Origin of the sequence: Parasphingorhabdus halotolerans (assembly GCF_012516475.1) — a bacterium.
Taxonomy (GTDB): domain Bacteria; phylum Pseudomonadota; class Alphaproteobacteria; order Sphingomonadales; family Sphingomonadaceae; genus Parasphingorhabdus; species Parasphingorhabdus halotolerans.
In genome coordinates, this window is sequence record NZ_CP051217.1 from 1,273,723 (window position 1) to 1,297,861 (window position 24,139).

Annotated in this window: 23 protein-coding genes; 8 read left to right on the plus strand and 15 right to left on the minus strand. The window is 54.7% G+C overall.

The window, feature by feature from the left end; translation table 11 throughout:
- Nucleotides 1–18 precede the first annotated feature (18 nt).
- From HF685_RS06115 to HF685_RS06130, 4 genes are read right to left on the minus strand one after another with little or no spacing between them, the layout of a single operon-like run.
- Entirely contained in the window at nt 19–1,020 is a 1,002-nt protein-coding gene (locus tag HF685_RS06115; RefSeq protein ID WP_246218779.1) for an alpha/beta fold hydrolase, read from the minus strand.
- A gap of 1 nt (nt 1,021) precedes the next feature.
- Nucleotides 1,022–1,216 (minus strand): helix-turn-helix transcriptional regulator, encoded by a 195-nt coding sequence (locus tag HF685_RS06120; protein WP_168818744.1) that lies wholly within the window; start codon nt 1,214–1,216, stop codon nt 1,022–1,024.
- On the minus strand, nt 1,213–1,608 hold the full coding sequence (locus tag HF685_RS06125) for a hypothetical protein (protein WP_168818745.1): 396 nt from the start codon (nt 1,606–1,608) through the stop codon (nt 1,213–1,215). Before HF685_RS06125 ends, HF685_RS06120 begins: the two co-directional genes overlap by 4 nt.
- On the minus strand, nt 1,605–2,033 hold the full coding sequence (locus HF685_RS06130) for a hypothetical protein (protein WP_168818746.1): 429 nt from the start codon (nt 2,031–2,033) through the stop codon (nt 1,605–1,607). Before HF685_RS06130 ends, HF685_RS06125 begins: the two co-directional genes overlap by 4 nt.
- Nucleotides 2,034–2,406: 373 nt before the next feature.
- Here HF685_RS06130 and thrS point away from each other — a divergent pair, with 373 nt between their 5' ends.
- Together thrS and infC are read left to right on the plus strand one after the other, a co-directional pair.
- Nucleotides 2,407–4,413, plus strand: coding sequence for a threonine--tRNA ligase (gene thrS / locus HF685_RS06135; protein ID WP_168818747.1), 2,007 nt, complete (start codon nt 2,407–2,409; stop codon nt 4,411–4,413).
- Between the two features lie 88 nt (nt 4,414–4,501).
- Nucleotides 4,502–5,041 (plus strand): translation initiation factor IF-3, encoded by a 540-nt coding sequence (infC, locus tag HF685_RS06140; protein ID WP_168821320.1) that lies wholly within the window; start codon nt 4,502–4,504, stop codon nt 5,039–5,041.
- Nucleotides 5,042–5,266: 225 nt separating this feature from the next.
- Here infC and msrA read toward each other — a convergent pair whose 3' ends face one another.
- The 4 genes from msrA to HF685_RS06155 all read right to left on the minus strand — a co-directional run bounded on the left by msrA (nt 5,267) and on the right by HF685_RS06155 (nt 7,669).
- A complete protein-coding gene (gene msrA / locus HF685_RS06145; protein WP_168818748.1) occupies nt 5,267–6,007 on the minus strand; it encodes a peptide-methionine (S)-S-oxide reductase MsrA in 741 nt (246 codons plus the stop codon).
- A 3-nt stretch (nt 6,008–6,010) separates the two neighbouring features.
- Nucleotides 6,011–6,169: a hypothetical protein gene (locus HF685_RS16085; protein ID WP_211051396.1), complete on the minus strand. Its 159-nt coding sequence runs from the start codon at nt 6,167–6,169 to the stop codon at nt 6,011–6,013.
- Nucleotides 6,170–6,278: 109 nt separating this feature from the next.
- A complete protein-coding gene (locus HF685_RS06150; RefSeq protein ID WP_168818749.1) occupies nt 6,279–7,481 on the minus strand; it encodes a pyridoxal phosphate-dependent aminotransferase in 1,203 nt (400 codons plus the stop codon).
- 11 nt (nt 7,482–7,492) lie between these two features.
- On the minus strand, nt 7,493–7,669 hold the full coding sequence (locus HF685_RS06155; protein WP_168818750.1) for a hypothetical protein: 177 nt from the start codon (nt 7,667–7,669) through the stop codon (nt 7,493–7,495).
- A gap of 542 nt (nt 7,670–8,211) precedes the next feature.
- Here HF685_RS06155 and HF685_RS06160 point away from each other — a divergent pair.
- Nucleotides 8,212–10,608 (plus strand): putative bifunctional diguanylate cyclase/phosphodiesterase, encoded by a 2,397-nt coding sequence (locus HF685_RS06160; protein ID WP_211051398.1) that lies wholly within the window; start codon nt 8,212–8,214, stop codon nt 10,606–10,608.
- A 98-nt stretch (nt 10,609–10,706) separates the two neighbouring features.
- On the opposite strand, the gene HF685_RS06165 is transcribed toward HF685_RS06160, so the two are convergent.
- Entirely contained in the window at nt 10,707–11,015 is a 309-nt protein-coding gene (locus tag HF685_RS06165; protein ID WP_168818752.1) for an alkylphosphonate utilization protein, read from the minus strand.
- Nucleotides 11,015–12,301: an O-acetylhomoserine aminocarboxypropyltransferase gene (locus tag HF685_RS06170; RefSeq protein WP_168818753.1), complete on the minus strand. Its 1,287-nt coding sequence runs from the start codon at nt 12,299–12,301 to the stop codon at nt 11,015–11,017. Before HF685_RS06170 ends, HF685_RS06165 begins: the two co-directional genes overlap by 1 nt.
- 194 nt (nt 12,302–12,495) lie before the next feature.
- Here HF685_RS06170 and HF685_RS06175 point away from each other — a divergent pair, with 194 nt between their 5' ends.
- On the plus strand, nt 12,496–13,062 hold the full coding sequence (locus tag HF685_RS06175) for a peroxiredoxin (RefSeq protein WP_168818754.1): 567 nt from the start codon (nt 12,496–12,498) through the stop codon (nt 13,060–13,062).
- Nucleotides 13,063–13,108: 46 nt separating this feature from the next.
- Here the strand turns inward: HF685_RS06175 and HF685_RS06180 are convergent, their stop codons facing one another.
- Together HF685_RS06180 and HF685_RS06185 are read right to left on the minus strand one after the other, a co-directional pair.
- A complete protein-coding gene (locus HF685_RS06180; RefSeq protein WP_168818755.1) occupies nt 13,109–13,420 on the minus strand; it encodes a hypothetical protein in 312 nt (103 codons plus the stop codon).
- A 132-nt stretch (nt 13,421–13,552) separates the two neighbouring features.
- Nucleotides 13,553–14,392 (minus strand): LysR family transcriptional regulator, encoded by an 840-nt coding sequence (locus HF685_RS06185; protein ID WP_168818756.1) that lies wholly within the window; start codon nt 14,390–14,392, stop codon nt 13,553–13,555.
- Between the two features lie 99 nt (nt 14,393–14,491).
- Between HF685_RS06185 and HF685_RS06190 the strand changes: the two genes are divergently transcribed.
- Together HF685_RS06190 and HF685_RS06195 are read left to right on the plus strand one after the other, a co-directional pair.
- Nucleotides 14,492–15,031 (plus strand): hypothetical protein, encoded by a 540-nt coding sequence (locus tag HF685_RS06190; RefSeq protein ID WP_168818757.1) that lies wholly within the window; start codon nt 14,492–14,494, stop codon nt 15,029–15,031.
- 25 nt (nt 15,032–15,056) lie between these two features.
- The gene (locus tag HF685_RS06195) at nt 15,057–15,692 is read left to right on the plus strand and encodes a hypothetical protein (protein ID WP_168818758.1); all 636 of its coding nucleotides are present in this window, start codon (nt 15,057–15,059) and stop codon (nt 15,690–15,692) included.
- Between the two features lie 2 nt (nt 15,693–15,694).
- On the opposite strand, the gene pabB is transcribed toward HF685_RS06195, so the two are convergent.
- The gene (pabB, locus tag HF685_RS06200; protein WP_168818759.1) at nt 15,695–17,503 is read right to left on the minus strand and encodes an aminodeoxychorismate synthase component I; all 1,809 of its coding nucleotides are present in this window, start codon (nt 17,501–17,503) and stop codon (nt 15,695–15,697) included.
- A gap of 72 nt (nt 17,504–17,575) precedes the next feature.
- On the opposite strand from pabB, the gene HF685_RS06205 reads away from it, so the two are divergent.
- Complete coding sequence (locus HF685_RS06205) at nt 17,576–19,519, plus strand: alpha/beta hydrolase family protein (protein ID WP_246218780.1); 1,944 nt, start codon at nt 17,576–17,578, stop codon at nt 19,517–19,519.
- Complete coding sequence (locus tag HF685_RS06210; RefSeq protein ID WP_168818760.1) at nt 19,520–22,180, plus strand: DUF2339 domain-containing protein; 2,661 nt, start codon at nt 19,520–19,522, stop codon at nt 22,178–22,180.
- Here the strand turns inward: HF685_RS06210 and HF685_RS06215 are convergent.
- Together HF685_RS06215 and HF685_RS06220 are read right to left on the minus strand one after the other, a co-directional pair.
- Nucleotides 22,167–23,285: an aminotransferase class V-fold PLP-dependent enzyme gene (locus HF685_RS06215; protein ID WP_168818761.1), complete on the minus strand. Its 1,119-nt coding sequence runs from the start codon at nt 23,283–23,285 to the stop codon at nt 22,167–22,169. The genes HF685_RS06210 and HF685_RS06215 overlap by 14 nt on opposite strands.
- Before the next feature lie 9 nt (nt 23,286–23,294).
- Nucleotides 23,295–24,089 carry a tryptophan 2,3-dioxygenase gene (locus HF685_RS06220; protein ID WP_425500177.1) on the minus strand — a complete coding sequence of 265 codons (795 nt, stop codon included), beginning with the start codon at nt 24,087–24,089 and terminating at the stop codon, nt 23,295–23,297.
- Nucleotides 24,090–24,139: the final 50 nt, after the last annotated feature.

Here is a 24,139-nt window from a genome sequence, read left to right on the forward strand (position 1 = left end):
TATCATCCGGAACAATCATTATTCGCCAAGAAACTCCTCAACCGCAGCCGCAAATTTTTCCGGCTGGTCGAGCATTATAAAATGGCGGCTATCGTCGATACGTTTCAGGGTGAACGTTTGGGCTTGGGCAAAAGCGCCTTTGTATAGTCCATCCACCATTGCCTCGGGCATTACGCCCGCGTCCCATGGGTAGAGGATCGTGACAGGCACGGTAATATCTTTCAGTTCAGGTCGGATATCGGTCGTCATCACGTTATAAAGATATTCCGCAATCACTTTCGGATCGGCGGTTTGTGACCATGTCTTCACCTGCGCGCGGCCAGCATCTGTGGCCGACATTGTTTGCAGGGCGCGATCATCTGCTTCGCCGGTCTGGTTGGCCGCAATCGCATCGCGCATCGCGGCGGCCTGCGGTTTCATCATATCCGCTGTTGCCGTTGGCCCGAATAACATGCCGAAAAATGGCAGGCTATCGACGACCATCACCTTTTCGACCTGATGCCCCATCGTCGCCGCTACACGCATCGCAACAAGGCCTCCCATCGAATGGCCTATAATGGCCGGGTTCTGACCCTTGCCTATGCGAATGACATAGTCATCGATATAGTCTGCCATGTGGAAAGCATAAGTATCAATCAACGTTCGGCGTTCCGGCGTCAGTGTTTCCAAAGGTGCCTTGTCACCAAATCCGCGAGTCTGGATGGTGTGAACCTTATAACGATCCTTGAGCTGCTCCCGCGTTTTGTCCCAAACTGCTCGCGGGGTTGAAAGACCGGGGATGAGTATAACATCCGGCCCCTCACCTTCTATGTAGTCGGTAAAATAATCCGTGCCGACCATCTTGCTACCGTCGATAAATTCAATAACCTCGCCTTCGCCCAGCAAATCGGTCATCGCTTCCTTGCGAGCGATGTCTGCGGCGCTGCCGGGTTCGTAGGTCTGCGCAATGGCCGGAGATGCAATACAGAGGGACAATGCGACTGTGGCGACTGTGGCCATTGTGGTGTTGAACAATTTCATTTCATTGATCCTTCAGAAAAACTTCTTCGATCTTCATTTCGAACAGATCTGCGATGCGAAAGGCTAGCGGCAGGGATGGGTCATATTTGCCGGTTTCGATGGCGTTGACGGACTGGCGCGAAACCTGCAGCCGTTCAGCTAAGTCAGCCTGCGACCAGTCGCGCTCCGCGCGCAAGACTTTCAGTCGGTTTTTCATGCTTTCCACCGGACCAGTCCGCCAGCAACGCCAAACATAGCGAGCCAGAGAACCCCGATCCACTGCGGCCCCTGATCCATTACATCATAAGCGTTGAGAAACTGCCAGACCGTCGCGATGCCCAGCGTGATCGCCATTGCGACAACAATTTGCTTCGTCATCAGGAAGCGCTGATATTCGTCATTGATCTCGACCAGCAGCCGAAAGATGGTCCAGAACACACCGAGTATTGGCAGAGCCGTCAGAACCGCGAGCAGCGCGGCTATGGTCTGACCGGGAGGATTAGCGCCGTTCATCCAGCTCATTCCGCCGAAGAGTGACAGCATGTACAACGTCAGAAAAATGATCAGACGTTTGGTGTAGCGTTTCATGTAAATGGGTGTGTCGGTCATGGTTTCAGCCCCTTGATCCGGTAAAAGAAATAACCAAGGCTCCAGCTACCCAGCAATATGCTCAACATTTCCTTGGCGCCGAGTTGCGGCAACCACATGTCGAGCAGATCAAAAGTCAGGGAAACGAACAGGACCCCCATAATGCCTACAACTGCGCCGTTCGCCATCAGTTGAAAATGATAGTCGTCGGCAAATTTCTTGTCGAATGCGACTCCGAAAGTCGCGATAAAACTGATCGCCAACAGCAGAAAGATTATAATGATAGCCTTAAACGGCCACGCCAAAATTACCTCGCCCCCTACTGCAATATCGGACGGTGGAAACAACAAGGCGGCGATCGGCCCGATCAGCATAAGCGCAAAAACCCAATCCGGCTTGATCAAGCGATGCAATTTCTTCTTCCATCTCGTCGTATCATCATCCATCTTTTTCAGCCTTCATCGACAAAATTATCTGGCAGCAGCGAATATCAGCAGCACTGCAGCGCTAACCCAAATGATCCAAGGGTTGTTTTTAACCGTGCGTGATTCGCAAGCATGTATTCGTTTAAACATGATTTTTTCCGTAAAGTTATAACGACATTATGTCGTGCTTCCTTGACTTTAGTAGATGAGAATCAAAATGATGTCAAGCAACCTGGACATTATGCATATGAAGCTTTCCTACAATAAGGCGATGTTGTATCGGGAGACAGTTGACTTGAACCAGTGTTGGACTAAGGCAAAGCCATGCTGAGGGCGTGCTGAAAACAGGGCTTCCTTGGAGTCACTTTAGTAACCTTAGGATTTAGCCAAGCCCATGTCCGAGATGATCAAAATCACCCTTCCCGACGGTAGTTCGCGTGAAGTGGCTTCGGGCACTACTCCCGCTCAGATCGCCGCAGACATCGGACCGGGCTTGGCGAAGGCGGCTTTGGCGGCACGGATTGACGGCGAGGTTCGTGATATCATGCGTCCGCTGCAGCAGGATACCGAGCTGGCCCTGATCACGTCTCGCGACGAAGAAGAAGCGCTGGAGCTGGCGCGGCATGACTATGCCCATGTGCTGGCAGAGGCGGTGCAGAACCTGTTTCCCGGCACGCAGATTACCTTTGGCCCATCGACGGACGATGGTTTTTATTATGACTTCGCGCCAGCAGGCGACCCGTTTACCGACGAGGACTTACCGAAGATCGAAGAAGAGATGAAGCGGATCATCGCTGCAGACAAGCCGCTGACCCGCGAAGTGTGGGAACGCGATGATCTGATCGCGCGCTGGAAAAAAGACGGCGAGGCTTTCAAGGCGGAATGGGCGGCAGAACTGCCCGAAGGCGACGAGATCACCGTCTATTGGTCGGGTGACGACTGGATGGATATGTGCCGCGGACCGCATCTGGCGTCGACCGGCAAGCTTGACCCGCAGGCGTTCAAGCTGATGCGCGTATCGGGTGCTTACTGGCGGGGAGACCAGCGCAATCCGCAATTGTCGCGCATTTATGGGACGGGCTGGCTCAACAAGAAGCAGCTCAATACGCATCTGATGCGGCTTGAAGAAGCGGCCAAGCGCGACCACCGCAAGCTCGGTCAGGAAATGGACCTTTTCCACTTTCAGCCCGAAGCCCAAGGTAGCTGTTTCTGGCATCCCAAAGGCTATTTCATCTGGCGTGAGCTGGAACTTTATATGCGCCGTCAGCTCGACAATGCGGGATATGACGAGATTAAAACGCCGCAGCTGATGGACGTCAACCAGTGGGAGAAATCCGGGCACTGGGGCAAATATTCCGAGAATATGTTCGCTGTGCCGGACGAGGTTCCCGATGCGGAAAGCGATGGTCCCGTCATTAGCGGCAATGCCGGTATGATGGCGATGAAGCCGATGAATTGCCCTGCCCACGTGCTGGTGTTCAAACAGGGCATCAAGAGCTACCGCGACCTGCCAATCCGTATGGCCGAGTTCGGATGTTGCCACCGCAATGAACCGCATGGGGCTCTGCACGGGCTGCTCCGGGTTCGACAGTTCACGCAGGACGACGCCCATATTTTCTGCCGTGAAGACCAACTAATCGACGAAATTGTCCAATTTTGCGACCTTCTCGACGCCGTGTACTGCGACCTTGGATTTGCCGATTATAATATCAAGCTGGCACTGCGACCCGAGCAACGCTTTGGCTCTGATGCCGAGTGGGATAAATCAGAGCAAATATTGCGGGAAGCGGTCATAAAGTCTGGCCGCGCTACTGAAGAATATGGTTGGGCAGAATTGCCCGGCGAAGGCGCATTCTACGCACCCAAGCTCGAATTCCACCTGACCGACGCGATTGGCCGCACCTGGCAGGTCGGCACGATACAGGCCGACACGGTGCTGCCCGAGCGGCTTGATGCCAGCTATATCGGCGAAGACGGCGCACGCCACCGCCCGGTGATGCTACACCGCGCGATATTGGGTACATTTGAACGGTTTATCGGGATTTTAATCGAGCATTATGCCGGGAAATTGCCGCTCTGGCTCGCACCGACACAGGCCGTGGTCGCCACGATTGTTACCGATGCCAATGATTATGCCGAGGGTGTAGCCGAAAAACTGAAAGCCGCCGGTATCCGTGTCGAGACCGATCTGCGCAATGAAAAAATCAACTACAAAGTGCGTGAACATTCGGTCGGCAAGGTGCCCAATATACTAGTCGTCGGCATGCGTGAGGCGGAAGAAGGCAAGGTTGCCCTGCGCCGGTTAGGTCAGAAGGAACAGGAGTTTCTGACCGTTGACGAAGCCGTTGCCCTGCTGAAACAGGAAGCTTTGGCACCGGATTTGAAATCTGCTGCCGAGTAACCATATATATCAATGCAAGACAGGCCTTTATCTGCTATAAATTTGCGTCTAATGAGCCTTCAGAACAATTCAATCAGGAGTATTTAACATAGCTGCACCACCACGCCGTCCCACACCGCCGATCAAAGGCGGTCCGCGTTTCAATCAACTGATCATATCAGACACCGTAAGGGTTATCGACGACAAGGGCGAGAACCTTGGCGTTATGAACACGAGCGAAGCGATTGAACGAGCAGCAGAAGTTGGACTTGATTTGGTAGAAGTCTCTCCCAACGCGCAGCCGCCAGTCGCCAAATATCTTGATGTCGGCAAGTTCAAATATGAGGCCCAGAAAAAGGCCAATGCTGCGCGCAAAACGCAGAAGGTGCAGGACGTTAAAGAAATCAAGATGCGTCCTAATATCGACGACCATGATTATGATGTGAAGATGCGCAACGTGACCAAGTTCATTGGAAATGGTGACAAGGTGAAAGTTACTTTGCGCTTCCGTGGCCGCGAAATGTCTCACCAGCAACTCGGCATGGCGCTGCTGCAGCGGGTGCAGGAAGACATGAAGGAAACTGCGAAGGTTGAGGCTTATCCCAAGCTCGAAGGCCGCCAGATGTTGATGGTGCTCTGTCCTAAATAGGATTTGGGCTCTAAGTAAACAAATAGGTTCTTAGTTCGGGTGGGTTTTGGCAATCCAGATCATGCCCACCCCGACAACCAGTGCCGCCAGCGCAATAAAGATTTCAAAATTTTCCGATACCATTGCGGTTGCCATCTAATTGGTCTGAGACAATTGGGTAGCAGCATGATGCTAAGCTTCGGTTAACTGGCGCAACTATTTGCGCGACTATTTCACGCGCGATTGTCAGCTAACCGGGTTTGCCCTATATTCGTTCGGGAAATGCCGCTTCAGATTGGCAATCTTTGGTTTGTCAAAGCGCACAATATAGCCCTGACGCGGGTTCTTCTGCATGAAGTTCTGGTGATATTTCTCCGCGTAATAGAAACCTTTGTGGCTCTCAATCTTGGTCACAATCGGCCGCTTCCAATATTTGCCTTTGCCGAGCTGGTCGATATAGGCGCGCGCCGCTTTCGCTTGTGCCCCGTTCATCGGCACCAGCGCTGTGCGATAATGCTTGCCGCGATCCGGTCCTTGCGCATCAAGCGTCGTCGGATCGGCAACCACCGAGAAAAATATCTGCATCAACTTGCCATAGCTGATCTGGGTTGGGTCATAGACCACCCGAACCGCCTCGGCATGGCTGGTTAGTCCAGCGCTCACCAGCTTGTAAGAAGCGTTGCGCTTCATCCCGCCATGATAGCCGGAAGCCGCGCTGATCACCCCTTTGGTGTGCTCAAACACACCTTCCACACCCCAGAAACAACCGCCGGCGAAAATCGCCACCGCGCGCTTGCCCTTCTCGGCAGCATTGATCTGCGGCATGGGTATGATGGTCGCTTTTTCGGCCGCGTGGGCTTCACTGACAAATATATTGGAGGAGGATGGCGGCACAGGCAGGCCGGTTTGCACGCCCGCATAGATCGTCGCAAAGCACGCCACACTGGCACCGAAGACAGCCGCTCGAGAGAGAGTTCTACGGATCATCGATCAGCCTTTCAACTGGCTAACCGAATGAACGGTGGACGAAAGCGTCTGGCTCATTTCCTGCTGCTGCTCAATCGGCTGGGTAAAAAATAATACCAAGGCGCCGGCGAGAAACCCGCCGCCCAAGCTATATGTCAAATCCGATTTCAAAAATTTTAGCATGTCATTTTCCTGTTGCACTACCCTGTATTCGCAGCCCACCGTGGATTGGTTACAGTGCATAATGCAACATTACTTGCCATGCTGTGAACAGCATCACATCTTCATTTTTTTAAACCAACGCGACGCAGGCCCGTTGAATCCGCCCGCAAGCCTCCCGCAGTATTTCTTCCGAAGTCGCATAGCTAATCCGGAACGCCGGAGACAGGCCAAAGGCAGCGCCGTGCACGGCCGCGACTTGCGCTTCATCAAGAAAATAGGCGATCAGGTCTTCGTCGTTTTCGATGACCTTGCCCTTGGGCGTGGTTTTTCCCATCAGTCCGCTGGCGTCGGGATAGACATAAAACGCACCCTCCGGCGTGGGACAGGTCAATCCCGGCGTATCATTCATCATCGAAACCACCAGATCGCGGCGTTTCTCGAACGCGGCATTGCGCTCGATCAGAAAATCTTGCGGGCCATTGAGCGCAGCCACCGCAGCGGCTTGCGAAATTGAACTCGGGTTTGACGTGGATTGCGACTGCAACTTACCCATCGCCTTGATCAGCCAGGCCGGGCCGCCCGCATACCCAATCCGCCAGCCGGTCATCGCATAGGCTTTGGAACATCCGTTAACCGTCAAAGTGCGATCATAAAGCTCCGGGCAAACCTGCGCGATCGTCGCGAAAGGGAAATCGGCATACCAGATATGCTCGTACATATCGTCGGTCATCACCATCATATTTTCATGCGGCAGGATAACTTCGGCCAAGGCTTTCAGTTCCTTGCCGGAATATGCGGCGCCGGTGGGGTTGGAAGGCGAATTCAAAATCAGCCATTTGGTCTTCGGGGTAATCGCTGCTTCCAGCTGCTCCGGCGTGATCTTGTAATTCTGGTCCGCACCGGCTTCAACAATCACCGGTGTACCACCCGCAAAATTGACGATATCGGGATAGCTCACCCAATATGGTGCAGGGATAATAACCTCGTCGCCCTTGTCGAGCGTCGCCACCAAAGCGTTGAAAAGCGTATGCTTGCCGCCGCTGTTTACGGTGATCTGGTTTGTCGCATAGGTCAGGTCATTATCGCGGTCAAACTTGGCAATGATCGCCTGTTTCAGCGCCATGGTCCCGTCGACTGTAGTATATTTGGTATCCCCATCGCGGATCGCCTGGATCGCCGCTTCCTTGACAAAATCCGGCGTATCGAAATCTGGCTCGCCAGCAGAGAGGCCAATGACATCAATACCCTGCGCCTTTAATTCGGTCACCTTCGCAGACATGGCGAGCGTGGCGGAGGGTTGGATGCGTCCGAGAGCTTTGGAGAGGTTTGTCATCGAGAGTCCTGTTATGTGCCTTCGTTGGGCGTTAGCACAAGCGCATAATGGCGTTGCTGCTGCGGTGCAACAGGACTTGTAGAATCACGCGGGGTTTTTTGTTTCAATGCCGGTAGCAAAACCATCATCGCCGCCCAAAATCGATCAAATTTCCACCACCAATTTGCCACCGGGGAAAGCAGGAACATGCGACGACCCGTTCATTCAGCCTGCATAGCAAAGCGGATCACGTGTAGGAAAGCAAAGAGCGACAACGCAGCGAAAGCGGAAGAAGGGGAAGGTTGAAAGGTTTAAAAAATAACGTTTTTTTGGTTGGATTGCTTCATGTTGGATAGATTATTTCAACTGTTGGAAATTATCACACTCTCCTACGACATGGCTTGGTGCAACGATATGATCATCAACCAACACCCCACCATCACCTCAGCGCAGGCTCAGTTCCGAACCAGTCTATCGGTAAACGAGCAAAGGTGGATGGGGCCCAGAAGGTGGACGGAGCCCAGTCCTCGCCGGGTCGTCAAGCAGTCTGATTCAGTGGTTTTGGTGGGCTGTCACCTCAATTCCAAACATATTTCCACTTGGCGTACAGCGGAAAAACATCAAGAAACTGCAGTTCAATCATTGGAACCTTAGGGACGTAAAATATTGTAAATCATGGTTAAACGATTGCAACCAGCAGCTTAACGCAACGTTACAGATTCTGCCTTATTACCGCCGCATGGCACGCCTGATGATCGTTGATAAAACTCTATCAAAGCTTTCCAATGCGGATCGCCAGTTAGTCACGCGCGAGCAATTGCTAGAACACGGCAAGGTCATTGGCAGCAGTGTTATCGGCAATCTGCTTGCTGCGGCCATGCTGACATTCATATTTCACAAACATATCCCGCCGGTGGCGCTGTCCGTTTGGTGGATGGTTTATCTGATCAACGCGGTTGATCGACTTTTGCTGAAAGCTCGAACCAGGACTGCGGTCGGCAATGCCGAGCTGCTGGAGGTCAAGAAGCGGCTGACCATCAACGCGGTATTTAATGCCAATTTATGGGGTTCGGCGGCAGTAGCCATGACAATAGTCGCAAGCCCTCTTGAAGCGGGGCTGTTAATGGCGGTCTGCGCTGGCGTCATGGGTGTCGGCGCAATGACTTATCGCTGTATGCCCGATGCAACGCGTGCATGGTTGACGACAACACCGGTCTGCTTCGCTATCGGGCTGCTCTTCAAAGGCGACATTGTAAGCCTGGTCGCAACGGTGATGCTAATTGTCTACGCCTATCTGCTGTTTGAAAATAACTGCAGGATTTTTGCAGGCTTCGTGGAACTCCTCCTGTCTCGCCAGGAAATTGAGGAAAGATCCGAAACGGTCAAACTGCTGCTTAACGACTTTGAGGAACAGTCCTCCAACTGGCTATTTGCAATCGATCAGCAAGGTCGGCTTGTGGACGTTTGTGATCGCTTTGCCGAAGCCGCACAGTTACCGGCGGAGCAGTTAAATGGCGCCACGCTCATTTCGCTGTTTGAACAAGATGGCAACCGGGATTCGCTCAACGATCATCTCGCCAATGGTCGCTCGTTTCGTGACCTTGCGCTGATCACCGATATCTCCGGGAAACACCAATGCTGGTCGATCAGTGGCCGGGCGGCGGCAACGAACAACAAATCAGATCAGGCGGCCAATGAAAATGACATCGTATTGCGCGGGGTGATCGCCGATATGACCGCGCAAATGGATGCCGAGAAAAAGGCCAGCTATCTGTTGCGCTTTGACAGCTTGACCGACTTGCCGAATCGCAGATTGTTTAGCGAAACACTCAACCGGGCGATGTTCGGACCGAAGGATGGTTTGGCAATGGCCGATGCTCCCCGGCCAGTGGACAAGAAAATTGCCTTGTTGCTGTTCGATGTGGATCATTTCCAAGCGGTGAATGACAACCACGGCGCTGAAGTAGGTGACAAAGTCTTGCAGATCATGGCACGCCGCTTTGCAAAATTCGTCGGGTCGGAAGATACGCTTGCGCGAACCGGCGGTGATGAATTCTCACTTCTGTTAACCGGCGACCGCGCCGGAAGAGCGCGCGAAATTGCCGCAGAAACCGTTGAGCATCTGGCCAGCGTCTTTGGTCTCGACGGGCTGCGGATTTATCTGGAGTTTAGCGTCGGCATCTCGCTCTGGAACGGCGGGGATCACAATGTCGACAGGTTGATCAAGGAAGCGAATCTGGCGCTTCAGACGGCGAAAGAGTCCGGTCGCAATCGCATAACCCATTTTGAGAATGGCATGTATGCGGCGGCAGAAGAGCGGCGGCGGCTGGAGCATGAGCTGATTGAATCGCTCGGAAACGGTCAGATGAAAGTCTATTATCAGCCGGTAATTAACCTCAAAACGCAAGATGAAGTCGGCTATGAAGCGCTGGTGCGCTGGGAACATCCGGAATTGGGCCTGGTCATGCCGGACAAGTTTATTCCGCTTGCCGAAGAAACCGGATTAATCGTCCAATTGGGTGAATGGGTTATCCGCAATGCGGTAGATGAGGCGGCGTCCTGGTCAAACCAACATATGGTAGCAGTCAACCTGTCCCCCGCGCAGATGCGCAGCGCCAACCTGATCCCTAGCGTCGTCAACGCGCTGGCGAGCAGCGGGCTTGATCCGGCGCGGCTGGAACTGGAAATCACCGAAAACATCTTGATGCACGACAGCGATTCCAACCTGCGTACCCTCCACTCGCTGCGCGCGATCGGCGTCCGTGTGTCGCTCGATGATTTCGGTACCGGTTATAGTTCGCTCAACTATCTGCGCGCCTTCCCGTTCGACAAGATCAAGATCGACCGCTGTTTTGTCAGCGACGTGGACAGCCGCGACGAATCCCGCGCCATCGTCCGCTCGGTCATCGACCTCGCTCGCAGCCTAGGCATGCAAACCACCGCTGAAGGGGTCGAGCGCGAGAGCCAGGCGCAGCAGCTTATTACCGAAGGCTGCGACCAGGTGCAGGGTTATTTATATGGCAAGGCCGCTCCACTGAAATCGGGCCAGTTGCAACCATCCGATCGGGTGATTGTGTCCGGGGACTTTGTCGAACGACGGAATGTTGAACGGAACGAGGAAGTGCCGACCAAGCGGAAACAGGCTTAGACCACTTAGATCGACGCATTTGTATATGCTCACCTTTTCTCCTGTGAGCCTGCTTCCCTGAACCTTCTCCCTCAACCTCACTATAACTTCCACTGCCTCTAACTCCGCTTCTTCACAAATTCCGCGCGCAGTACCAGCCCTTTGATCCCCTCGTGTTTGCAGTCAATTTCCTGCGCGTCGCCGGTCAGGCGGATGGATTTTATCAACGTCCCGCGCTTGATCGTCTGGCCCGCGCCTTTGACTTTCAGGTCTTTGATCAGCGTCACCGCATCACCGTCGGCCAGCACATTGCCAACCGCGTCAACGACCTCCGGTCCAGCCGATTTCGCCGCAGCGTCGTCCGGGCTTAGCCACTCGCCGGTTTCTTCGTCATAAATATAGTCGCCGCCCTCATCACCGGTGGCCACTACAAAGACTCAAAAGCTTGGCTCATATCGGCAATAATATCATCAATATGTTCAATCCCGACAGACACGCGCACCACATCGGGTCCTGCTCCAGCCTCAACCAACTCCGCTTCCGACAACTGGCTATGCGTCGTCGAAGCCGGATGAATGATCAAGGACCGCGTATCGCCGATATTCGCCAGATGACTGAACAGGTTTACCGCCGAGACCAGTTTTGTCCCTGCCTCAAATCCACCCTTCAAGCCAAAGGTAAACACCGCGCCGCCTTTACCGCCAAGATATTTCTGCGCCAGCGCGTGATAGTCACTATCCGGCAGCCCGGCATAGGACACCCAGCTTACTTCCTCGCGCGCCTGCAGCCATTTCGCCAGCGCCAGCGCATTGTCGCAATGCCGCTCCATCCGCAGCGCCAGCGTTTCCATGCCGGTCAATATGTTAAACGCATTCATCGGGGCCAGCGCCGGGCCAAGGTCGCGCAGGGACAGCGCGCGCGCCGCCAAGATAAATGCCGCCGGACCAAAAGCGTCGGTAAAGACTTTGCCGTGATAGGATGCGTTGGGCTGGTTGAGGAAGGCAAACTTGTCGCTCTGCGTCCAGTCAAACTTGCCGCTGTCGATGATCAAGCCAGCTATCGAGTTACCATGCCCGCCCAGAAACTTCGTGCCGCTTTCGACCACAATATCCGCGCCATGTTCGATCGGGCGGCACAAAGCAGGGGAGGCCATCGTGTTATCGACGATTAGCGGAATGCCCGCCGCATGGGCAATATCGGCAATCTCGGCGATATCCTGCACCACGCCGCCGGGATTGGCTAGGCTTTCGATAAATACACAGCGCGTATCGTCGGTAATCGCAGCGTACACCGCGTCCAGATCATCCGCATCGACAAAGATGACGTTCCAACCGAATTTCTTGAAGCTATGACCAAGCTGGTTGAGCGAGCCGCCATAGAGTTTCTTCGCCGCCACAATATGCGCGCCGGGGTCCATCAGCACATGGAACACCAGCAATTGCGCGGCATGACCCGAAGCCACCGCCAGCGCCGCCACACCGCCCTCCATCGCCGCAATCTTCCCCTCCAGCGCGCCATTAGTCGGGTTCATGATGCGTGTGTAGATGTTACCAACCGCGTCGAGATTGAACAGATCGGCGGCATGCTCGACGCTGTCAAAAACATAGGAGGCGGTCTGGTAAATCGGCGTGATCCGCGCATTGGTGGTGGGGTCCGGCTCGGTGCCTGCGTGGACAGCCATTGTCTCGAGACGGGGTGTTGGGTGATCGGTCATGATGGGGCTCCGCGATTTGGATTTGGGAATCAATGAGATAAGGCAATCTACCAGATTGTCACCGCAAATCACGAAAATTGCAAAGCGTGCTGTTGCCCCGCGAGCGTTGCCGTTACGGGCTTTGATACATCTGTTGTTTCGCCTGCGTTCATCGTAGAGGGTTCATAAACTGATCCAAATTTGGAGACTATCCCATGACCGTTCGCCAATCCTTTCTCGCCCTGTCCGCCCTGACCCTGTCCGCGCTTCCCCTGTCGCTGGCCAGCGCACCGGCGGCGCAGGCGGCGCTGAAGGAAGGGGCGCAGGCGATGGACTTCACCACCCAGGCGGCGCTCAGCGGCAAGGCGTTCACCTTCTCGCTGGCCAAGGCGTTGAAAAAAGGCCCGGTCGTGCTCTATTTCTATCCCAAGGCGTTCACCTCCGGCTGCACGATCGAAGCAAACCAGTTTGCCGAAGCGACACCGGAGTTAAACGCGATGGGCGCCACCGTCATCGGCGTCAGCGCTGACAATATCGAGACGCTGAAACGCTTTTCGGTCGAAGAATGCCGCAACAAATTCGCGGTCGCAGTGGGCAGCAAAAAGGTGATCAAGGCCTATGACGCGAACCTGCCCGTGATGGGCGGCTCCAACCGCACCACCTATATCATTGCGCCTGATGGCAAGGTCATCTGGAGCTATTCATCGCTGAACGTAAAGGGCCACGTGCCCGGCGCGCTGGCGGGGGTGAAGGCCTGGAAAGACGCGATGGCGGGGAAGTAGAATTCGTTCAAGGGAATAGTCTATTCGGCGAAACTTATCACTGATATCAGCAATCTTGATACACTGGAGCGTCGCCGGTTTCGTGAGTTAGCACGGTGTCTCTGTTTCCAGTATCGAGACCATGGCCCAGTTGCTTGGCAAGGGTATCCAGCAATGTCAGGAAACATTCCGGCTTGGCACCACTGGCCGTCGACGCCGCGACAAGAGCCCCGATCAGTTTGCTTCGGTTAGACCCGAGCTTGGTAAAAAAAGCAGCGCCCCCGACACGCAATTCTTCGACGGTCAGACCGCTTTGATCTGCAACATCGGCCAAGAAATTGACCTGTCGGGTTTTCGGTTTTGTTTTGGCATTTGCCATTTGCTCAAAGACCTGCCTTTTGATGGTTTGAACCTTCCTTCTAAGCGATATATTTAATTCAGAAAAGCGCGTTTATTTAAAGTTTAAATTCCGTTTATCCATATTAAACGTAGGGTCATGCAAATCAGCCATTCATAGGTGCGCCACGGATAAGGCGAGTGAACCTACAATATCTCTCGCCAACTGCGGATCGACATCATTTCGCCAACTGACAAAAGCAGGATAGTCAAAGTAGGGAATATCCTCGACTATGTGCAAGGCACCGGAATCGAGAAATGATTGCACCAGCTTCTGCGGCATAAACCCCGCCATTTTCTGCTGGATCAGCCATTCTGCCGACTGCCTGCCCAGATCGAGCACCAGCCCGGCGGCAGGCGTAATTTTTAGTTTGGCGGAAATCTCAACGCCAATGGCCTGACCCCATTCGATCCTGACATATTGCTCGCGCCAGTTTTCGTTACCGGTTCCTGACACAAGCGCTAGCCGATCATCAAACAGCTTTTCCGAATGGATATCGCGATGAAAAACCGGATCATAGGCCACGGCCATGTCAAGAAATCCGTCCCGCAAGTCGCGGTGCAACCGGGCAGATGCTCCCGCCGAAGCCCGAAACGCCGTCTTCGGGAAATCCGACCGTGCCTGAGCCAGCCATTCCGTTAACAATGCACCCCATAGCGCATATTGCCCGCCAATTGCCAAGCTACTGGTAAAATCATTGGGCAGCGACACTACATGCTGGGCAATTTCCCATGCCCGAACCGCCTGCGACGCAGGGTCAACAAATTTGCGACCGGCGGCAGTCAGGCGGCAACCGCGTTTATCCCGGTCAAACAGCCTCACGCCCAACCGGTGTTCCAATTGCTTGATCCGTTCGGTTACGCTCGACGGACTGGCATTTACCCGCTGCGCTGCGGCAGCAAAACTTCCTGTATCGGCAGCTGCGAGAAATGTACGAAATGATGTGATGTCCATTTAATTCGTATAATCAGAATATAATGTTCTGACAATCCCGTTTTATCAAATATTATGTTGCGCCTAGTGACGGTCAATCAAATTTACGGAGTGAACGAAATGAACGGTTTTATATCTTGTGCTTCTTATGCCTTTGCCGCTGCCTTGATGGCAACTGCATCGATGCCAACCCTCGCAAATGCGGCTGGCTATGCGCAGCAAAATGAAATTGTCGTAACCGGCAAGCACCAAAAGCTCTGGGACAAGGGCGTCAAGCTTGAAGCTAAAGGCATGGAAAGCCTCGTCAAGGCGGAAAAGGAATTTACCGATGCTGCGCGTGATGTTCTGGATGCCCAGAAAAAGCGTGACAAGGCAACCGGAAAAATCAGCAATGCGTCTGAGGAATTTCGGCAGCTGACATCCAATGTCCCGATGTTCAACAACCCAAAAGAGGCTGCCAAATGGGCCGACTTGGTGAGCAACGCTGCCGACAGTTGGGCGAAAAATGATAATCGTCAGGAAGATGGACAGAGTGATCTGACAAAATCAATGAAGCGGCAGGCCAGCGCGCAATCGGCGGTCAAGTCGGCACAGGCCAATATCGACAAAGGCCGCGCGATGAAAGCCGAAGCACAGCAGCGCAGCTTAGCGAGCAATTAGGCTCCTGCAAACCAAGGACAGGTTGATGACAAGTTCTACCGACGGAGCGGGCATAATTTCCTTAGGGTCGCATGCGCCAGCAATGAAAGTAGCCGAAAGATGCCGCGTGAGTTTGGCGTCTTCGTGGCGGGTGTCAGTTTTATTAGCGCTGATGCTCGCCATGTTTTCGGCCCCTGCAACTGCGGCGCAGGGCGAACGCAAACGCGGTGCCGTAACCACAGCCGGCGATGCCGTTACCCAGCCTTTGGAAGATCTTGGCCTGAAACACCGTGATATTCCCTACGAGCTGGCCCTGATCCAAGAGGAACCCTATTCACTCAACGGGATGGACGGATGCGACGCGGTGCGCACTGAGATCGCAAAACTGGAAGACGTTCTTGGCCCTGATGCGGATGCGCCCGAAGAGAAAAACGGGATGGTCAACAAGGCGTTGAAGACCGGCGGCAGCGTGCTTGGCGGTTTCATTCCGTTTCGCGGTGTGGTCCGCGAAGTATCCGGCGCAAACAAAAAACGCAGCCAACTGCAGCGCGCTATTTACGCAGGTGTAGCAAGGCGCGGTTATCTGAAAGGCTATGCCAGAGGGTTGCAGTGCCAGAGTTCGGAAGAGCTGGCGATTGATGCCGCAAGGGCGCATCTGGAACGGATTGAGGCAGAGCGGTAGAATTAAGGCCGCTGTGTATTAAGGTTGCCTTGCATCAACCCCCGAACACTATTTCCCACCAAAAACCCGTCCACCAAATCTTCGGCCGTCAAATCCGCCTCAACCGCCTGCCCGCTTGCCAGCAATTCCGCCCGCAACACACCCGGCAATACGCCGCGCTCCAGTGCTGGCGTCAGCAGCTTTCCGCCCCGCTCGACAAACACATTCCAGATCGCGCCTTCGGTGACAAAGCCTTTGCTATCGACAAATATAGGATGCACGCCCGCGCCGAGCCCCCCTTCAACATGGTCAATATCATAAACCCGCCGGTCAGTGGTCTTGTGATGCAGCCGGTAATCGGACGCATCGGCCTGCATCGGCACCAACTGGCATGGGACCGGCTCGGCGAGCGGGGCGGGCATGGGTTTTAGCTCGATTGCAATCGCTCCGGATTTGGCGAGCATCAGGCGGACGATGGCGGGCTGTTCCTGATGGAAAGTCACCGCCTGTATGGTGTTGCGCGCGGCGTGGCGGTCGAATTCATACTCCAGTGCGGCGGCGCTGGCCTTCATCCGTTCGAGATGCGCTTCCAGCCGCGCGATACCGCTGGCCGGATCGAACGCCATCGTCTCGATCAAATCTACGATTGGCGCGCCGCCCGTCTCAGCCCCCACTTTTGCAAACCTCCCCTTGGCGAGGCATTCCCGCCATTCTTCGTCCCCGTTGGAATCTGCCACTATCCCAGAGCCAAGGCCGATGGAAAGCTTTTTGTCGCCGCCACCTTCATTCCGGCCAAGATGGAAGGTGCGGATCGCCACATTGAACGCCGCGTCACCGTTTGGATCAATCCGCCCGATCGAGCCGCAATAAATGCCGCGAGGATCAGGTTCCAACTCGTCAATAATCTCCATCGCCCGGATTTTCGGCGCGCCCGTTATTGAGCCGCAGGGGAAAATAGTGCGCAATACATCCACCGCACCGAGGCCGCCTTTCAGCTTTGCGGTAACAGTCGACGTCATCGTGTGGATCGTGGGGTAGGTCTCGACATGGAAGAGCTGCGGAACCTTCACACTGCCCTGCTCGGCCACCCGCGAGAGGTCGTTGCGCAGCAGGTCAACGATCATCAAATTTTCTGCGCGTTGCTTGGGATCGTTGAGCATCTCGGTCTGAACCAGCAGATCGGCGGCTTTATCCTTTACCCGCGCCGCCGTGCCCTTCATCGGCTTGGCGGTAATGCGACCATGCTTGAGCGCAAAAAACAACTCCGGCGAAAAGGACAGCATCCAGTTGGAACCATCAAAGACAACGCCGCCATAGCCGGCCTTGGCTCGATTCCTCACCGCAGCATAAAGCGCCAGCGGGTGACCGGCATAGCGTGCGGTCGCGCGAAAGGTCAGATTGGCCTGATAAATATCCCCGGCAAGAATATAATCCTTCACCTTGGCAAAGGCGGCGTCATAGGCGGCGCGCGCTATGTCGGGTTTTAGCTCGCCGAGCCAGGCACCCGCCGGATCAGCAAGGTTTTTCAACAATGTTGGACTGTCTAACTCGCTGTAATTCTTAAATATTCCAAACCAAGCCAGCGGCGTTGGAAGCGCCTCCGGAAGTCGCCCCTCAAGCCGCCCCTCCAGCGCCAGCCCTGCCTCATAAGACATATAGCCCGCGACATGGAAACCGCTGCGCTGCGCTTCGGCAACTTTACCCAATGAGGCTTCCATCCCTTCCATCGACCGCGCTTCGATGATGTCCACCGGATCAGCATAAAGCCGGGTGGGCGATGCCCCTTCATCACGCGCATCGTCGAGCAATATGAAGGGAGTTTTACCAAGCATCGCACTCCCCTAATTGCATTTACCCCCGTTCGTCCATAAACATGATGAAAACTGATATGGGGGAATATCATAATGCGCCGCAAAATCCGGTTGGCCTTGTGCATCGTTGGTATACAATTTGCCGGCATGCAGGCCGCTTTCGCGCAAGAGACCGCGCCGAAACCGGCAGCACTGGTTGCCGATCAGGTGCCGGATATCCCGCAAGACATCGTCGAGCAAACCCGGCCTTATATGGAATATCGGACGGCGAGTTTTGTCGACTGGGATCCCGCAAGCAGAGCGATGATCGTCAGCACGCGCTTTGCCGATACCGCGCAGTTGCACCGCATCAGCAAGCCGATGGCGGCGCGCGAGCAACTGACCTTCGCCTCGGAACCTGTGAACTCGGCGAGTTTCTCACCCGATGGCGCAACGCTGCTGTTTGAAAAGGACGCAGGCGGAAACGAAGTGGATCAGATTTTTCTGCTGAAGGGTGGCATCCCGAAAATGCTGACGGACGGCAAAAGCCGCAACGGGCTGGGGCCGTGGTCAAATAATGGCAAATTTCTGGCATTCCAGACCAACAAGCGCACCGGGCGGTACAACGATATTTATCTGATGAATCCGAAAAGCCCGGATGCCGCAACAATGTTGATCGCATCTCCGGGCGGCGGCTGGTTCCCGATTGATTTTACGCCGGACGACAAGCAATTGCTGGTCTTCAATTATGTGTCGGTTACCGATAACCAGTTGCATCTGATTGATCTGGCAAGCGGCACAATTAGAAAGCTGACCAATGGCAGCGGCTCGGTTGCTTATAGCGGACTGCAGTTCAGCCCCGATGGCAGGCTCTGGGCCGCCTCGGACAAGGATAGCGATGTTAAGCGGCTGGGACTCATCGATATGGAAACCGGCGCCTTTACCACGGTTATCGACGAGAAAGACTGGGATATATCGGACTTTGACATTAACAAGGACGGCAGCCTGATCGTGTTTGAAACAAACCAGGCAGGGCGCTCTATCGTCAAGACTTATGATACCAACTCCGGTGCAATCCGGACAGTAACCAATCTGCCGATTGGCATCGTCAGCGGCCTGAAATTCGCGCCCTGGGGCGAGATAGGTCTGACGCTTAACTCGAACCAGACCGGCAGCGATAGCTATAGCATTGATCCGGAATCTCTAGCCGTAACCCGATGGACAAAAAGCGAAACCGGCGGACTGGACGCGGCCAATAATTCCGCGCCCGAACTTGTCGAGATTGAAAGCTTTGATGGGACAAAAATGTCCGGCTATCTCTATCGGCCAGACGCGAAAAGACATGGCGGCAAGAGACCGCTAATCATCAATATTCACGGCGGGCCAGAAGGACAATTTACACCCCGTTTTATCGGTCGCGACAACTATCTGGTCAATGACTTGGGTATTGCGATATTCTATCCCAATGTCCGTGGATCGACAGGCTTTGGCAAACGGTTCGTATCTCTGGACAATGGCCCCTTCAATCGGGAAAATAGCGTGAAAGACATTGGTGCCTTTGTGGATGCGCTGGTCAAGGACAAGCGGATCAATCGCAAGCGCATGGCAGTGACCGGCGGCAGCTATGGCGGCTATATGACGCTGGCTTCAATGCTGCGTTTCGGCAAGCAGCTAAAGGCAGGACTGGAAGTTGTCGGCATTTCCAATTTCGTCACGTTCCTTGAGAATACCGAAGATTATCGCCGTGATCTGCGCCGGGTGGAATATGGCGACGAACGCATCCCCGAACAGCGGGCAAAACTGGAGGAAATCAGCCCCCTAAACCGCGCGGATGAAATCGATTTGCCGCTGATGGTTGTCACCGGAGCCAATGACCCGCGTGTTCCGGCAAGCGAAGCGGATCAGATTATCAAAGCAGTGCGCGCCAATGGCACGCCAGCGTGGCATCTTCTCGCGCAAAACGAGGGACATGGTTTTCGCAAGAAGGCAAATGCCGACTATCAGTTCTGGGCCAGCCTGCTATTCTGGCGAAAATATCTGCTTGAGAAGGATGATTAATTGATCGATCTGCTCATTGTTTCAGGCGTTGTTTTACTCGGAATATTAATGTCGGAGATGCGCAAGAATATTGCATCGCTGAAAGCACGGATTGAAGAGCTGGAAGCAGGGTCGCAATCAACATCACCAAAAGTGGCAACTGTTGCCGCAACGCTCCCAGCTGCGGAACCAACGCCTGCCGCTCGCGCGGCAAAGGCAAGTCCGCCGCCGCCCCGCGTCAAAGAGCAGGTACCGTCTCCGGCTACGCCCGAACCTTCTAATGAACCAGCACAGCAAGTCGAACCGGAAGCCGTCAGAAACCCTGGGCCAAAACCGAGCAACGCGAAACGCTTTGAAGACTTAATCGGCGGCAAATTGCCAATCTGGATTGGCGGCATTGCGCTGGTTTTTGCAGGTTTTTTCCTTGTGCGTTTTTCGATCGAAGCGGGTCTGTTCGGCCCGGTTGAACGCTGCATCGCCGCAGCCCTGTTCGGCGGTTTGCTCATCGGGCTGGCGGAATTTGGGTACAAAATTCCACGCTTCGGCAAGATATTTACCGATGATGCCAGGATCGGTCACAGCATTGCAGGCGCAGGCATCGCCGTACTTTACGCAACGCTTTATATGGCCAGCGAGCTATACGGGCTACTTGGCCTGACCAGCGCATTAGTGGGCGTGATTGCCGTCACCATAGTCGCCTTTCTGCTCTCGCAAAAACATGGCCCGCCAACAGCGATCATGGGATTACTGGGCGGCTTCGCGGCACCGTATGTGGCGGGCCTCGGGCCGGAATCCGTCGCGCCGCTGCTCATCTATCTTGGAATATTTACCGGCGGACTATTCGGCCTGGCTATCCATCGCGGCTGGGCATGGCTCGCGCTTCTGGCAACCGGCGGCAGCGTGCTTTGGACGACAGCCTTGTTCTTCATGGGCGTTGCGGGCGAGATGACCTTTATCGGTATATTTGTCGTTTTGCTCGCGATCGGCGGTGTCCTGACCTTGTCCCGCATGGACAAAGCCTATGGTCTGCCGCGTGCGGCCATGCAGGCAATACCCCTGACGGCCGGGCTTCTGCAGCTGGCCATGCTCGCACCTTTGATTGAATTTACGCCCATTAGCTGGCTGTTCTTCGGCGTGCTATCGCTATTCACTATCGCGCTCGCATGGCGCGACCAAAGCCTGACACCGGCAGTGGCTGGCGCTCTGGGGCTGTCCTTCATCATGGTCGCAATCGCCTTCTATGACACCGCTTATGAGGCTTCGACCGCGCAATCCATCAACCTCATAACCGCCATAACTTTTGCAGTTCTATTTGGCGCTGCAGGGCATATCTTCGCGTTGCGAGAAAAAAGCGGCTGGATGTGGGCGCTGATTGGCTTGGCAGCACCTGTGGGCATGCTGCTGATTACAGCCGCCTTGGCGGATCTCGATTGGAGCAACACTCAATGGGGAGGCATCTGCCTTGCCGTTGGTATGACAACTGCATTCATGGCCTGGCGAACCCACAAAGGGGCCTCGCACTTCATCATGGCGATTGCCAGCGCGCTGACCGCGTCATTGCTGGTCGTCGCACTTTGGCTTTGGACCCCCTCTGACTATGCCGCCATTGTTACCGTTCTGGTCGCGGCGGGACTGGCAAGTTGGACGCGGTTCACAGACAGCAAGGCGATCGCCGTAGAGACGGGACTGGCTTCAACACTCGCCGGAATATTCATGCTGATCTCAGGTTCAGCAATCGTCGAAGCTATGGTCGAATCATTGAGCGGCGAGACGGACTTGTTTAGCATCCTGCCGCGAGTTGGTCCGATGGCGATTAAACTGCTCGTACCCGCCACAGCCATAGTCGCCCTTGCCTGGTATTTCCGACGTCCGCTGAGCAACAGGCTTGCAGGGGCAATAGCGGCAATCGGCCTCATCGGCGTGACCGGTTTCGCCTATCTCCTATTCAAACAGCCTCTGGCAATCGGACCCATCCAAACTTTCGTGCAATATGGATTTGCCGAACGCATGCTGCTGACCCACCTGCTGGCGTTGGTAGGCTGGCTGTTGTTGAGCCGCACGTCGACCGGAGACCTCGCACGCCCTCTCAGAACAATCGGGATTACGCTCGCCAGCCTTGCGCTATTCCGCTTTGTGTATTTTGACCTGTTCCTGCTCAGCCCGACCAGCGTAAAGCAAGCACTGGGCCCTGCGCCGGTCGCCAACCTTGCGACCCTGCATTATACCTCAGCAGCCCTTTGGTTATGGCTTTTTGCCCGCACAAAAGCGGTGATAGAAGCGCTTCCGAAAATCAGCAGACCATTGGAAATTGGTAGCCTGTTGTTGGCCATAGCTGCCGTCATGGTAACGGTGCGGCAACTCATTCACGGCACCGATATCGCGACCCCGCCATTCACCTCGACAGAAACCTATCTCTATAGCGCCGGCCTGCTGATACTCGCTATCGCCTGGCTCGCACGCGGCATCCAGACGACCAACGCGCTGCTGCGCATTGCCGGTTTGCTGCTACTCACACTGGTCACATTCAAAGTGTTCCTGGTGGACGCCGCGCAGCTTGATGGAATCCTGCGCATTCTCTCCTTCCTTGGCCTCGGCATTGCGCTGATCGGGATTGGCTGGATTTACGGCAAGGTCATGAGGGATGAAAAAGCGGTAGAGGAAACCGACGCTACAGCTGGTTGATAATATCGATCAAACGGTCCACGTCGCTGATATCGTGATAGATAGCAAAACCGATGCGCAGAACATCACCGCGCACGTCAGTGACAACATTGCGGCTTTCCAGCGCCTCGTGGGTGGGTGTAGCTTGGTTGCCTTGAAAAGCCAGAAAACGTGCGTGAGGGCCGTGACCAAGCGAATTCATTAAATCCATATCAGGAAATGGATCGCGGTTTAAGAAATGTTGCTGCAGCCTAGCGACATGGCTCGATATCGTGGCGGTGGTCAGCCCTTCTTTCCCCAACATCTGCTGCACCGCGTTGAACCGGTAGAGCCCGGAAGGATCAAACGTACTACCCAGAAATCGTCGACCGTCAGGAGCATAGCCCACTTCGCCGGGCGGCAACGCCAAGTCGTCAAACGCCGCATACCATCCTGTGACGGCGGGACGCGGCGCAAAACCTGGCGGTGCGTGGAGGAAACACACGCCCTCGCCAGCCATCGCGTATTTATAGCCGCCGGACAGATAGAAAACGCGATCCGCGACCTTCGACAAGTCTGTCTCGATTCCCATGAACCCGTGATAACCGTCAATCACAACCCACGGCCCATCCGGTTTGGCGAGCGCGGCCAGCGCTTTGATATCCTGCAAAATTGTTCCGGAGTTGAACAACACATGGCTTGCAAAAATCAGATCATAGTCACCTGATTGCGCGTTTTCGACGAGCTTTTCAGAAGCCGCGGTCTCCAGAATCACCTCTCCGCTTTCAACCCAACGTTTCATCTGACGACGAAAACTGTGAAACTCACCGTCCGTAGCCAGCACCCGAACCGGACTAGTCCCTATCGCCGAAACAATCCGCACCAAAAAATCATGCGTGTTGGGCGCGAATGATATGGTGGCCCGGTCAGGCAGATTGAGCTCGGTGGCAACATGCTGCTGCGCCTCTTCCCAAACCGGCCCCATGATCTTGCCCCATTTATGATCGGCAAGAACAGCGGCATCATCCCAGGCCTGCATCTGTCCATCAAAACTGGCATCGGGCCAAAGATGGTGACTATGCGCGGCAAAATGCAACCGCTCCGGATCGGCGGCCAGCGCTTTGGAAAAGAGATGCTTCCAGCTCATGATTGCGTCCTATAACTGCGTTCGCACAGACCAAAGCTCGGGAAAGGCGCGCTTTGAAAGCGTAGACTGCAAATAGGACACGCCAGCCGTGCCGCCCGTTCCCATTTTTCCGCCGATGATCCGTTCAACCGTCAACACGTGTTTGTGGCGCCAAGTTGCCATCGCATCATCGAGATCCACAAGTTTCTCGGCCAGCTGATAAAGCTCCCAATATTGTTCGGGATCCCGATAGACAGCAAGAAACGCATCCTCGACTTCTGTATAGGGAACATAAGCCTCGCTGAAATCGCGCTCCAGCAGAGAAGCTGGAATATCGAAACCTTTGCGCGCCAGAGCGGCAATTGCATCATCCCAGACGCTGGGACCATTCAGTGCGTTTTGCATCGCTGCCTGCGCTTCGGGCCGGTCATCCTGATATCTCAAAAAACCCTTATCCTTGAGTCCCAGAAGATATTCGACGGTACGAAACTGGTCCGATTGAAAGCCGGAGCTTGGCCCTAAAACATGACGGAACCGGGTATAATCGCTCGGCGTCATCGTCGAGAGTACATCCCAGCTCAGCGTCATCACCGCCTGTATCCGGCTCACTCTCGCTAGCGCCTTATAAGCGGGCACAAGCGCATCGGACGCGACTTTCTGCTTGGCCAGGTGCAACTCGCGGATAATCTGCTTTAGCCAAAGTTCTTTGGTCTGGTGGATGATGATGAACAACATCTCGTCATCCAGCTCGGGCGCATCTTGTTCTGATCGGGGATGCTGCGCTGAAAGCAACGTATCAAGCGCGAGATACCGCGCATAGGTCATGGGAGCTTTTTCTGTCATGTCCAAGTGTAACGCCGGAGGAGTGATATTGA

Excerpts from the sequence above, each read along its gene's own strand:
- HF685_RS06120 (WP_168818744.1), bottom strand. The coding sequence starts at position 1,216 with ATGAAAAACCGACTGAAAGTCTTGCGCGCGGAGCGCGACTGGTCGCAG.
- HF685_RS06220 (WP_425500177.1), bottom strand. The coding sequence starts at position 24,089 with ATGACCTATGCGCGGTATCTCGCGCTTGATACGTTGCTTTCAGCGCAG.
- HF685_RS06160 (WP_211051398.1), top strand. The coding sequence starts at position 8,212 with ATGATCGTTGATAAAACTCTATCAAAGCTTTCCAATGCGGATCGCCAG.
- HF685_RS06185 (WP_168818756.1), bottom strand. The coding sequence starts at position 14,392 with ATGGACATCACATCATTTCGTACATTTCTCGCAGCTGCCGATACAGGA.
- HF685_RS06150 (WP_168818749.1), bottom strand. The coding sequence starts at position 7,481 with ATGACAAACCTCTCCAAAGCTCTCGGACGCATCCAACCCTCCGCCACG.
- thrS (WP_168818747.1), top strand. The coding sequence starts at position 2,407 with ATGTCCGAGATGATCAAAATCACCCTTCCCGACGGTAGTTCGCGTGAA.
- HF685_RS06215 (WP_168818761.1), bottom strand. The coding sequence starts at position 23,285 with ATGAGCTGGAAGCATCTCTTTTCCAAAGCGCTGGCCGCCGATCCGGAG.
- HF685_RS06180 (WP_168818755.1), bottom strand. The coding sequence starts at position 13,420 with ATGGCAAATGCCAAAACAAAACCGAAAACCCGACAGGTCAATTTCTTG.
- HF685_RS06155 (WP_168818750.1), bottom strand. The coding sequence starts at position 7,669 with ATGTTCCTGCTTTCCCCGGTGGCAAATTGGTGGTGGAAATTTGATCGA.
- HF685_RS06205 (WP_246218780.1), top strand. The coding sequence starts at position 17,576 with ATGCGCCGCAAAATCCGGTTGGCCTTGTGCATCGTTGGTATACAATTT.
- HF685_RS06115 (WP_246218779.1), bottom strand. The coding sequence starts at position 1,020 with ATGAAATTGTTCAACACCACAATGGCCACAGTCGCCACAGTCGCATTG.
- HF685_RS06190 (WP_168818757.1), top strand. The coding sequence starts at position 14,492 with ATGAACGGTTTTATATCTTGTGCTTCTTATGCCTTTGCCGCTGCCTTG.
- HF685_RS06125 (WP_168818745.1), bottom strand. The coding sequence starts at position 1,608 with ATGACCGACACACCCATTTACATGAAACGCTACACCAAACGTCTGATC.
- msrA (WP_168818748.1), bottom strand. The coding sequence starts at position 6,007 with ATGATCCGTAGAACTCTCTCTCGAGCGGCTGTCTTCGGTGCCAGTGTG.
- HF685_RS06175 (WP_168818754.1), top strand. The coding sequence starts at position 12,496 with ATGACCGTTCGCCAATCCTTTCTCGCCCTGTCCGCCCTGACCCTGTCC.
- HF685_RS06170 (WP_168818753.1), bottom strand. The coding sequence starts at position 12,301 with ATGACCGATCACCCAACACCCCGTCTCGAGACAATGGCTGTCCACGCA.
- HF685_RS06195 (WP_168818758.1), top strand. The coding sequence starts at position 15,057 with ATGACAAGTTCTACCGACGGAGCGGGCATAATTTCCTTAGGGTCGCAT.
- HF685_RS06130 (WP_168818746.1), bottom strand. The coding sequence starts at position 2,033 with ATGGATGATGATACGACGAGATGGAAGAAGAAATTGCATCGCTTGATC.
- pabB (WP_168818759.1), bottom strand. The coding sequence starts at position 17,503 with ATGCTTGGTAAAACTCCCTTCATATTGCTCGACGATGCGCGTGATGAA.
- HF685_RS16085 (WP_211051396.1), bottom strand. The coding sequence starts at position 6,169 with ATGCTAAAATTTTTGAAATCGGATTTGACATATAGCTTGGGCGGCGGG.